Here is a 12,640-nt window from a genome sequence, read left to right as displayed (position 1 = left end):
TTTTATATGAATTTAAATTTTTGTAAATAATGTTATTTAAATACAATCTAAAACTTTATATTTATTGTTTTCATCAGATATTTAGCCAGTAAATATAAATAGACCGCGTAGAATAACTTTTTTTCGTTATTCTATGCGGTCTATTTTAATAAAAGAACATTTAATATACTTTTTACACTTCAAACAAGCTACGGGTTGCTTCTCTGATTTTTTGCGCCACATAAGGGTTATTCATCGTATATAAATGAATTCCATCTACCCCTTGCGCGACTAGATCAACGATCTGATTGATTGCATAAGCAATGCCGGCATCACGAATAGCTTCCGGATTATGTTCATAGCGTTCCATCATTTTTAAAAATTTTGTCGGCAAAGTTACATTGGACATTTTCACAATACGTTCAATTTGCTTTTTATTTACAACAGGCATGATTCCCGCTTGGATGGGCACGTTGATTCCAGCAATCTCACATTTCTCTTTGAATGTATAGAAATAGTGATTATCGAAAAACAGCTGGGTGATCAATTGATTGGTCCCCGCATCCACTTTTCGTTTTAAATTTTGGATATCTGCCACTGAACTGGCCGCGTCACTATGGGTTTCCGGATAACAGGCTCCAATAATATTGAACTTTCCTTGTTCATGAATAAAAGCGATCAGATCGTTAGCATAAGTAAAATCTTTCTTAGGCTCTTTATCTGGTAAAATATCTCCTCTCAATGCCAAGATATTCTCTACTTTTTTCTGTGTTAATTCATCTAAAATAGCAATGACCTCGTCTTTAGAAAAATTCACAGCAGGCAAATGAGCCACACTAGGTAAAAACTGCTCTTCTTGAATCTTTTGGGCAATATCTGCTGTACTTAAATTATTTCCTGCCCCGCCAGCGCCTAGCGTCACACTGATAAAATCAGGGTGCTGCCCTTTCAGACGTTCTAAAGTATGATAGATCGTATCAACCGGAGCCGTTCGTCTCGGTGGAAATATTTCAAAAGAAAAAACTGTTTTTTCTTTAAACAAGGTATCTGTTCTCATTTATACCCCTCCACGCACCTTTTTCGCTGCAAGCACTAAATTTTTCAAGCTGGCTTCCGTTTCCGGCACTCCGCGTGTTTTCAACCCACAGTCTGGATTGATCCAAACTTTTTCAATGGATAATTTGTTTAAAATATTGTGGATCGTCGTTTCTATCTCCCCCACTAAAGGAACACGCGGTGAGTGGATATCATAGACGCCCGGGCCGACTTGTGTTTGAAAATCAATCCTGTTTAAAGCATCTAAGATTGTTAAGCTGGAGCGTGACGCTTCGAATGAAATGACATCTGCATCCATATTATCAATATCTCGAATAATATCGGCAAACTCGCTATAGCACATATGCGTATGAATTTGAGTTGTCGGTTGAACCTTACTATGAACTAGACGAAAAGCAGGAATAGCCCAGTCTAGATATTCTGAATGCCAGTCGGACTGACGTAATGGCAACTTTTCACGTAAGGCAGCTTCGTCGATTTGAATGATCTCGATTCCGTTAGCTTCTAAATCTAACACTTCTTCTTGAATGGCTAAGGCCAGTTGCAGTGTTGATTCTCTTAAGCTGATATCCTCGCGAGGGAACGACCAATTCAAAATCGTCACAGGTCCTGTCAACATTCCTTTCATTGGTTTGTCAGTCAAGCTTTGAGCATAAGTTGAATACGCGACGGTAATTGGTTTTGAACGTGAAACGTCTCCCCAGATAATGGGTGGCTTTACACAACGTGTCCCGTATGATTGGACCCAAGCCTTTTCAGTAAATAAATATCCGTCCAAGCTTTCACCGAAATATTCCACCATATCATTACGTTCGAATTCCCCATGAACCAATACATCTAAGCCAATTTCTTCTTGAAAGGCAACACATTCAGCGATTTTTGCTTGATTAAACACTGTATATTCTGCTTCTGAGATTTCACCTCGTTTAAATTTCGCTCGATTCTGTTTAACTTCTTTGGTTTGAGGAAACGAGCCGATTGTCGTTGTTGGTAAAAGAGGCAGCTTTAATTTTTCTTTTTGAATAGCTGTCCGTTGTGTTAAAACAGGCAAACGTATAAAATCAGCATCTGTCAGCTTTTCAAGTTGTTGTTTCAAGCGTTCATTTTTAGTAAAACGTTCTTTTTTGAACAAAGCCCTATTTTTTTCTACTATTGCTTGTGAGGCAACTTTATCTTCACTGATTTTTTTCAAATCATTTAACTCCGCCAGCTTTTCAACTGCAAAAGCAAAATAATCTTTCACCTCTGAGGTCAACGAAGTCTCATTTGTTAATGTAAAGGGCACATGAAGCAGGGAACAGGAAGTATTCAAAACAACCTCTGCAACTGAACCAAGGTTTTCAAGTAAGTTTAAAGATTGTTGGTAATCGTTGATCCAAATATTTTTTCCATTTACGATACCTGCAAACAGAATTTTATCTTTTGGAAAACCGTATTGCTCAATTAAATCCCTCGTTTTTCTCCCTTCAACAAAATCCAAACCAATGCCGTCAAAAGGCAAACGAATCAATTCTTGATACACATCTCGGACGTCTCCAAAATACGTTTGAACCAAAATTTTTAAAGTGCCTTTTTCAGAAAGCAACGATTGATACAACGCTTCAAATTGTTGAATTTCTTTCTGCGACAAATCTAAGACTAAGGCTGGTTCATCGATTTGCAGCCATTCACAGCCTGCTTCTGAAAGTTCTGTAAATAATTGACTATATGCTGAAATCGCTGCTTGATAAAAATCTTCTGCCTGCTTTTCCCCATGATATGTAGCCAATTTCAAAAGTGTAAATGGACCAAGTATGGTCGGACGCGTTTTGACTCCAGCAGCTGCGGCTTCTTTGAAGGTCTCCACCAGCGTATGACCGACTAATTCGAGGTTCGTTTCATCATCGATTTCAGGAACCATATAATGATAGTTGGTATTGAACCACTTTTTCATCGCTAACGCCGTCACATCACCCGCTTCCCCCTGATAACCTCTCGCTAAAGCAAAGTAGGTCTCAAGCGGTGATAAGTGTAGATCTTGGTACTTTTTTGGAACAAGATTCAGTGAAACGGCTGTATCCAACGTCGTATCAAAAAAAGAAAAATCACCACTTGGAATAAAGTCCAACTCCTGATTCACCAAAAGCTGCCAATGTTTTTTACGTAAAGCATATCCCGTTGCTTCTAACTCATCAGCTGTGATTTCCTTTCTAAAATACTTCTCTGTTGCAAATTTTAACTCTCTTAGTTCTCCAACACGGGGAAATCCAATAATTGATGTTTTCATACGTTTCCTCCTTCAAAAGGTATTTCACCTACTTTACCACGAGAAAGAAATATAGAATAACACTTATTTCCTATCATTAAATATAGTTTAAAACTATAAAAAAAAAGAAGAGACTAGGCCATAACTCGATGAGTTACAATCTAGTCACTTAGAATCCGAATAAACAGCGGAAGCAGAAATACCCCCTTCGGAAATCAGCTGAAATTGCTATAAAACACAACGAGGAACGAGTTGATGCTTTCTCGTCAAATACTCGTCGCAGATAAACAGCGTTGCACAGTACCTACTTGGTTCTCGAGGCAAACGTTTCTGTCACAGCCTCCTCTACAAGTCATTCTTGCTGTTCTTTTAAATATTCTTTGGCTTCTTTATTGACAGTTTTGAGGTCAATCCCTTGTTTCGTTGCGGCAAACAGACAACCGCAATAACATTGTCTATAGACATCATATTCCTTACATAGTTCAATCGAGCGTTTATACCCATTATTCTTTTTAAAATCGCTAGGTAAATAATTGGTTGCATAAAATTTTTGAATATCGATCCCGATTTCATTGATCAGCTGACTATTTTTCTTGGGCGACAAGGTTAAGGCACTACCAAAATAATCATAGCCCAGCTCTTGAGCTTTTTCTGCAACCAGATCTAAACGCATTTGAAAACAAGCCGAGCAGCGTTTGCCGCCTTCTGGTTCTTCTGTCAAGCCATTTTCTTGTACCATTTTTATGAATGTATTCGGCTCGTAAGAAGCGGCTAGAAACTTCACGTGATTATTCGTCTGTTCATTAAAGTCCTCGACAAACTTTTTTTGAACAAGTTCCCGCCGCTGATATTCAGCACGGGGATGAATATTCGAATTTGCAAAATAAATCGTTACATCTGCATACTTCGTTAAATATTCAAGGGTATACGTACTGCAAGGTGCACAACAACTGTGCAATAAAATCGTTGGGCGAACTTCTGCTTTTTGCCAATCAGCTATCACTTTTTGCAGCACTCGATCATAATTGATTTTTTGATTTGGCGATAGCTTCTCCGTTATTTCTGTTACATTTATCACTAAATAACCTCCGTGATCGTAATTATTTATAATAGTTTTTTCAAGCCAGTATCAATTATTTCAAGCGAGCGCATCAACTGGCTCTGTTCTAGTTCGTTCAGAGGATAGTCAATAAGAGACTCTACACCATTTTTACCAATAATAGCTGGCCGACCGTAATAAACTGATGACGATTCATCATAAACAGACGCTGAAACAATTACTTTTGTATCTTTTAAAATCATTCTGATCATTTTTATAGCACAAGACGCAATTCCATAGCTAGTAAAACCTTTTCCGGCAAAAGACTTCCAGCCGCCGTCACGGACATCCTCATCTAATTGTGCTAAATCAAGCTCTTGGTTCCAAGCTAAAATCGGTTGGTCGCCAACCGTTACAGTAGACCAGGCAACAAATTGCGAATCTCCATGCTCTCCATACACATAACCGCCAATATTTCCACTATCGATCGATAATTTTTTCCCAACGGCTTGTTTCATTCTTGCTGTATCCAACATTGTTCCTGTTCCAATGACTTTGCTTGGGGCAAAGCCTGTCAATTTTTGCAGATAGGAAACGATCACATCACAAGGATTAGTTATCGATAGAATAATTCCATCGAAACCAGATTCTTTAATTTTAGGTACTGTTTCCTCAACTATTTCCCTCGTGATCTCAAGTTCTTTAAAACGATCTCCATCATCACCCAACGCACTGATTTGACCTGCACAAAAAACAAGGATCGATGCGTTTTTTAAGGCATGATAATCTTGAATAGTGATTGCTGTTTTCGTAGGTAAAAAGACTTGTGCATCTAATAGATCATACTCTTGCGAAACAGCAAGCTGTTCATCTTTATCGATCAAGACAAGCTCATCTACCAATCCTTCAGTCACTAGTGAATAAGCAAGTGTTGCGCCCACGTGCCCTAACCCGATAATTCCAACTTTATGCATACTAACTCCTCTTTTTCAGTTTTACTTAATCCTAGCTGAACATCGGTCTTGAGTCAATCGGCATTTTTATTGGTGTATGTAAAAAAATAGCGGCTGGAATATAACTCTACGAGCTGTATTCCGGTCACTAAAAATTAAAATCAATACTAAGAAAAACACTCTATTTTCTCACTTTCGTTACTTTAAAATAATCAATATGCGCATGTTCATAGTCCATAACTTCAAATGTAAACTCATCGATCGTGACTTGATCTCCCACCGCAATTTGATTGTTTTTCTGTTCGACAATAAAGCCTGCTAAGGTCGACATTTCGGAATCCTCAAATGCTGGAATCTTGACTTTAAAATAGCGTTCAAAATCATCAAGTGTAATTTTTCCTGAAATAATATATGAATCCTCTGATTCTTTTGCGATCAACGCTGTTTCCAAATCGGTTTCATCCCTGATATCACCAACAAGTTCTTCTAAAATATCTTCGATCGTGACCATGCCGGTCGTTCCACCGTATTCATCTTTTAAAATTGCGATATGCTTTCCTTCTTTTCGCATCATGGTCAACAAGGTTTTGATCGGTGTAGCAGCTAATGCTACAATCGGTTCTTCTACTAAGTCACAGACCTTTCTTTCTCCATCTATGAATGATTCTTTGATCAATGCCGGCAACGTCACATACCCTAAAACCTGATCTTTTGACTCTTGGATCACTGGATAACGTGTATGGCCGCGTTCTAAGGAATGCTGGATCGCTTGTGTGACAGTCTCATTCGCCTCAAAAACTTCCATTGAGGTACGATCGACTTGGATTTCTTTTGCTAAGGTATCATCAAACTCAAATACATTTTCCATGTAATGGTATTCTTCTTTCGTCAATTCACCCTTTTTATAAGAATCCACCGCAACAAACAGCAATTCTTCCTGTGTGAGCGTTTCTTCTCCTTCTGAAACCAGTTTGATGCCTAATAGTTTTCCCAGTTTTGCTGCCGAATGGTTTAACAACCAGATAAAAGGATACATCACTTTATAAAAATAATGCAATGGTTTAACGATCGTTAGCACAACTTTCTCTGTCTGCGCAATACTGTAGCTTTTAGGCAATAGTTCACCAACGACAACATCCACATAGGTCACAATGGCAAAACCTAAAATAACAGAAATCGTTCTACTTAACGCACCACTGATCGGTAAATTCCCAATCAAAGGATGCAATAAAGCAGCTACAGAGCCTTCCCCGACCCACCCAATAATCAGCCCAGTCAATGTAATTCCCAGCTGACTTGCAGATAAGTAAGCATCTAAATGATGTGTTACATGTATAGCCAGTTCGGCATTTTTGACCCCATCTTTTTTTAACTGTTCCAATCTAGACATTCTGATTTTCACTAAAGCAAATTCACTTGCTACAAAAAACGCTGTAATAGCGATCATTAAAAATAAAATAAAAAAATTTATAGCCAGCATTCTCTACACCTCGTTTTCTTCTCTGTATTTATTATACTGGTCTGTGTAAAATAGTGCGAATAAGAGCTATTAAAAAAGCGAGTGATCTCTGATGAATGTTCAATTTCCCGCTGCATAAGCGATGCAGAAAAACCAGATGCTCTAATAATTACGAAAACCCCACACAATGTATTTAACGCACTGTGTAGGGCTTTCTTAATTGATATAAAATTGACTTGACCTAGATGAACGCTACTACACTTCTTTTAGCATTTTTCTTTCTCTTAAACGTGTTTTACGTGTGTCACCAATGATCAATGGAACTGATTCATATTTTACTTCACTATATTCCAATCCAAACCAGTTTTCTGGAGAAGTCGTTCTTTTTTTGATTGCTAGTTTCAACTGCATGATTTGACGATCCCATTTTTTCAGTTCGGTTACTTTTGAAAGCTCTTCACGAATGATAATGAATTGGAAATCACCCACTTCACGCCCCGGTGTCAATGAATATCTTTGCGGTTGTTTAGGCAATCTGCCTTCCTTCATTAGATCATGAACGATTTGACGAATGTAGATATTAACCTCTTGCGCCACATGGAAACCAAGATACAGCTGAACCTGAACGATGAAATCAGTGCCCATCATATCTACAGAATATTCTTTTGTAAACGGTTCGTCCGTCACTTCAACGTTGACGAACCAATACACATTTGCTCTTTTAGGCTGTTTATCCAAAATAGAATAGATGATTTGTCGACCGATCTCGTCTCCAATTAAATCTGGAGTCATAAAAACTACGTTTGTTTGAGATTTTGGTACAGAAGTATCATCTTTTAACATTCGTAATTGTTCCACATACTGCTTAAGCGGAACCGTATCCGACGTTTTCTCTTTGATAATATTGCCCCATTCCCAAATGGTCATGATCGCAAGTATCAACAAGGCGATCCCAACTGCAACATAACCGCCGTGGAAGAACTTCGCGATACTTGAAACAAAGAAAATCGACTCAATACTACCAAAAAATAAGGTGATCAAATAGGCAACCCAACGCGGCGCCCCTTTTTGTAACAAGTAAAACATCAATAAAATCGTCGTCATCAACATTGTCACCGTAATTGAAAGTCCATAAGCCGCCTCCATATGTGTAGAGGTTCTAAATGTGACAACGATCAATGAACAGACCAACCATAGTAATGTATTGACAGCCGGAATATACATTTGACCAATATTTGCACCAGGATAGATGATTTTTAGTCTTGGTAATAATTTTAGTTTGATTGCCTCTGATACTAATGTGAACGAGCCAGAGATCAATGCTTGAGAAGCAATAACTGCCGCAACCGTTGCGAACACAACACCTAATAGCATCAAACTATTCGGCATCATTTGGAAAAATGGATTTAGATTTTCAATCGCTAAAATCGATGGATCATTTTTAGCACTTAAAATCCAAGCGGCCTGTCCTAGGTAATTAAGGATCAAACAGATTTTAATGTATGGCCAGCTTGCTCGGATATTGTGTTTCCCGACGTGTCCTAAATCAGAATACAAGGCCTCAGCACCTGTTGTCGCCAGAAAGACATTTCCTAAAACGAAGATACCCAGCTTATTTTCCGGGCTCAACAGCAGATGGACTGCATAATAGGGATTCAACGCGCGCAACACTGTCCAGTCCTGTCCAAAATTGATTAGCCCCATAATTCCTATAAAGGTAAACCAAGCAAACATGATCGGACCAAATGCTTTTCCAACTGCGTCTGTTCCAAAACGCTGCACCGAAAATAGAACAAGAATAATCACTAATGTAATAATTACAATAATATTTTGATCGTTGCCAAAGCGCTCGAAAAAGGGCGGAATCCCCCGCAATCCTTCAATTGCTGTTGTCACTGTCACAGCAGGAGTCAATACGCCATCGGCCAACAACGCAGCCCCTCCGATCATCGCTGGAATGATCAAGTACTTTCCTTTTTTACGCACCAGCGTATATAGAGAAAAAATCCCACCTTCTCCATGATTATCCGCATTCAAAGCAATCACAACATATTTGATCGTTGTTAAAATCGTCAGTGTCCAAAAAATCAATGACACAGCTCCAATAATAAAATTCTCAGACACATTTTGAAGACCACCATTGTCCCCAACAATTGCTTTCATTACATAAAGCGGACTGGTTCCGATATCGCCATAAACAACCCCCATAGCCACTAAAAGACCAGCAGCGGTCAATTTCTGATGATGCGAAACTTTCGATTTCTCTCCCACAAGATTCTCCTCCAATTTAAAAGCTGAACAGGCTCGTTCAGCTCTGACTGAAAAATAGGAAAATCAGTTTGTGACGCTCTTAGTCACAGACGGATTTTATCTTTTTTCCGAAGAGCTAGCCTGTAAAGCTAGATGATGCTAAAGCTGAACATCCTTGTTCAGTACGAACTTTCCCGCAAGTAGCTGGGTCATTCTTTTTCTAAACTGCACTATTGTTTACTAAAAAAATAAAACAAGAGACCTAAGTGAAACGACACTTGGTCCTTACACTTAGGTCTCGCAATTTCATTCCTAGACCAGTGTTATTCACACTAGCTGTTGATCTAAGAACATAGTAAACTATGTCGCTACTCCCCTAAGATTCTTATTTAGCCAGCTAAACAAGAATATCGGTTGTAATTTTTATTTAATTAAACAAAAAAAGTCAGCAAAAAACAACTGATTTTGATAACAACTATAATACTCTTACATCATTTTAGCAAGTCTTTTATATAAATAATTTTAAAACTATTTTTATACAAAAAAATGAGTGACCGAGACATAACTCTATGAGTTACATCTCAGTCACTTTTTGATTCAAATAAACGATGTAAGCAGAAGCAACTTCTTCGTAAACAATGAAGTAAAGGAAGTCTCTACTGAGCAACAGTCCAGCAGTTTGAATATTTCGAACCCCTTACTCGTTATCGAATTCTTCCTCATCCTCATCTTCTGACGAATAATGAAACTTGATCATTTCATTCACAAAAATCGGCACGATCGAAAGACCAAAAACTAAAAGCCAATGGTTCATACCGATAGGTACCAACCCAAATAAGTCTTGCGTGAATGGCAATAAGGCAATAACTGTCGTAATGATCACAGCTAATACTGCCATTTCAAATAATGATTTATTCGAAGCAAGCTTTACTCTAAAAATCGATTGTGTACTGCGTACATTAAACACATGTAAAATCGATGAATAAGCTAAAATCAAGAAAGCAACTGTTTGGCCTACTTCATGACTTGCATCAAAGAAATAAGATACTGAATCGACATTTGCCCCTAAGTAAAAACCAAACAGTGTGATTACCGTAAAGACAAACGCATTGATTCCGACTTTTTGCCATAAACCGCGAGCAAAAATCCCTTCATTTCTAGGAATCGGTGCTTCATCCATGATTCCTTTTTCTGCGGGCTCTTTTCCTAAAGCAAAGCCTGGCAAACCATCAGCAACAACATTGACAAACAATAGCTGCACTGCTGTAAATGGTGCTCCCCAGCCTAAAAGCATAGCGATCAATACAATAAAAATTTCTGAAATATTACAGCTAAGCAGAAAGTTTACTGCTTTACGAATATTTCTATAAACAGCACGTCCTTGTGCTACCGCATCAACAATCGTAGCAAAATTGTCATCTGTTAAAATCATATCCGCAGCACCTTGCGCTACATCCGTTCCTGTGATTCCCATGGCACAACCAACATCACTTGCTTTTAAGGCCGGCGCATCGTTGACTCCATCTCCAGTCATTGCTACAACAGCACCTGTTCGTTGCCATGATTTGACGATCCGAATCTTATCTTCCGGCGTAACCCTAGCATAGACAGAGAGCGATTTAACTCGCTGATCAAGCTCTTCATCGGACATCTTTTGTAATTCTGATCCCGTCAATGCTTCACTCTTATCACGTAAAATGCCTAGTTCTTTTGCGATCGCCCCAGCTGTCACCACATGGTCTCCTGTGATCATAACTGTTTTGATTCCCGCTTTTTTCGCTCTGGCGATTGCTCCTTTACTCTCAGGTCTCGGAGGATCGATCATCCCGATCAATCCTAATAGCCTTAAATTCTTCTCTAAGGCCTCTGAAGTGATTTCAGAAGGTTCTTCATCATAAATCGCATAACCGACAGCAATCACTCGTAAAGCGCGTTTTCCGAAACGGTCATTAACAACTGCTGCTTGATCCAAGTCTCCAAAACGAAAACGTGTCAGCAACACATCAAACGCACCTTTGGTAACAGAAATGTATTTTTTACCCATTTTATGAACGGTTGTCATCATTTTACGATCTGAATCAAAAGGAATTTCACCGATTCTTGGATATTTTTCTTCTAGTTCGGCTTTTGTATGATAATTTTCTTCAACAGCTCGAACGATTGCTGCTTCTGTAGGATTACCTTGAATCACTAAATCATCGCCGTCTTTATCTACAATAACATCTGTACACAAAGCAGCCATTTTTAAAACTTCCATTGCTTCATCTGTCATCGCATCTTCAGTATCTGTCACTTCGTCCCCACGTGTCCAGACACGTCTGACACGCATTTTATTTTGAGTCAGTGTTCCAGTTTTATCTGAACAAATAACATTAGCAGTTCCTAACGTTTCAACAGCCGGCAAACGACGAATGATCGCATGCTTCTTCGCCATTTTCTGCACACCAAAAGCTAAAGTCAGTGTCACGATCACCATCAATGTTTCTGGAACCGCCGCTACAGCTAACGAGACAGCTGTCATAAACATTTCCAACATTGGCTCACCTTGTAATTCACCTATAATAAAAACTAAAGCTGCCGCCCCTAAAGCAATCAAACTGATCCGTTTGCCTAATTGATTCAATCGTTTTTGTAATGGTGTTTGCTGTGTGACATCATCATTCAATAAACCAGCGATTTTTCCCATCTCAGTTTGCATTCCTGTTGCAGTAACAACCGCTCGTCCGCGACCATTAGCAACTGTACAGCCTTTGAAAACCATATTCAGCTGGTCACCAAGTGGTGCTTCACCTGTTCCTATGTACTCTGAATCTTTTTCAACAGGTTCACTTTCACCAGTTAGCGCAGACTCTTCTACCCTTAACTGAGCACTCTGAATCAATCGAGCATCGGCTGTGATCATTGATCCTGTCTCTAAAACAAGGATATCTCCGACAACAACCTCTTCCGCATCGATCGTTTCTACTTTTCCATCTCTTAGAACGGAACTACTTTGCTTATTCATATCTTGAAGCGCGGATAATGATTTTTCTGCATTACCTTCTTGAACAATCGCCAATACCGCGTTAATGACTACGATAGCAATAATCAAAACACTTTCAAAGTAATCGCCATGTTCTGTAGCAATTGCTGTGTAAAATGAAATCGCAGCAGCGACTAATAAAATGATTGTTGTAAAATCAGACAAGCTATGAAAAAATTTTTTTAATACTGAATCTTTCTTTGTTTCCTGAAACGTGTTGGCTCCATGTTCTGAGAGTCGTTTTTTTGCTTCTTGTTCGGTCAGTCCTTGTTCTCTATTTGTATTTACCTCGTTAATAGTTGTTTCGATAGGTTGTTTATAAGCTTCCATCCTATCCCCCCATTCTTAATTTTTCCTTCTATTAATATAGTAGCTATATCCACTATACCATGTTTTTTTTTTGAACTTCAATAAATATGGCTAATTTTTCATTTTTCTTTCTGAGATTCTTCTAATCATTAGGAACTATTTCTAAAAATCGCATAAAAAAAGTGCTTTTATATTGAAAACGCTTACTTTTTATGTTACTATAATTATAGAAGGAAGGAGGATACATCAGCTGTATTGAAGAATTTCTCGAAGCATGAAATGAGTAAACACAAAATTGTTAGCAGAACAAGATTCACCTTTCACAAAA

7 protein-coding genes are annotated in these 12,640 nt (G+C 38.5%); all 7 read right to left on the bottom strand.

The genetic code is table 11. The annotated features are described in order from the left end of the window. Positions 1-172: 172 nt before the first annotated feature. Positions 173-1,036: a methylenetetrahydrofolate reductase [NAD(P)H] gene (metF, locus tag BCR25_RS16555; protein WP_069664706.1), complete on the bottom strand. Its 864-nt coding sequence runs from the start codon at positions 1,034-1,036 to the stop codon at positions 173-175. Continuing rightward, complete coding sequence (gene metE, locus BCR25_RS16550) at positions 1,037-3,301, bottom strand: 5-methyltetrahydropteroyltriglutamate--homocysteine S-methyltransferase (protein WP_069664705.1); 2,265 nt, start codon at positions 3,299-3,301, stop codon at positions 1,037-1,039. A 331-nt stretch (positions 3,302-3,632) separates the two neighbouring features. After that, positions 3,633-4,358, bottom strand: coding sequence for an epoxyqueuosine reductase QueH (locus tag BCR25_RS16545; protein WP_069664704.1), 726 nt, complete (start codon positions 4,356-4,358; stop codon positions 3,633-3,635). A gap of 26 nt (positions 4,359-4,384) precedes the next feature. Next, positions 4,385-5,293, bottom strand: coding sequence for an L-lactate dehydrogenase (locus BCR25_RS16540; protein WP_069664703.1), 909 nt, complete (start codon positions 5,291-5,293; stop codon positions 4,385-4,387). Between the two features lie 160 nt (positions 5,294-5,453). Continuing rightward, a complete protein-coding gene (locus BCR25_RS16535; protein ID WP_069664744.1) occupies positions 5,454-6,749 on the bottom strand; it encodes a hemolysin family protein in 1,296 nt (431 codons plus the stop codon). Positions 6,750-6,986: 237 nt separating this feature from the next. Next, the gene (locus BCR25_RS16530; RefSeq protein WP_069664743.1) at positions 6,987-8,939 is read right to left on the bottom strand and encodes a KUP/HAK/KT family potassium transporter; all 1,953 of its coding nucleotides are present in this window, start codon (positions 8,937-8,939) and stop codon (positions 6,987-6,989) included. 739 nt (positions 8,940-9,678) lie between these two features. Further along, positions 9,679-12,333, bottom strand: coding sequence for a cation-translocating P-type ATPase (locus BCR25_RS16525; protein ID WP_069664702.1), 2,655 nt, complete (start codon positions 12,331-12,333; stop codon positions 9,679-9,681). Positions 12,334-12,640: the final 307 nt, after the last annotated feature.

It is taken from the genome of Enterococcus termitis, assembly GCF_001730305.1.
Classification (GTDB): domain Bacteria; phylum Bacillota; class Bacilli; order Lactobacillales; family Enterococcaceae; genus Enterococcus_L; species Enterococcus_L termitis.
Note: the sequence above shows the minus strand (reverse complement) of the source record. Positions and strands in the feature narration are given on the sequence as shown.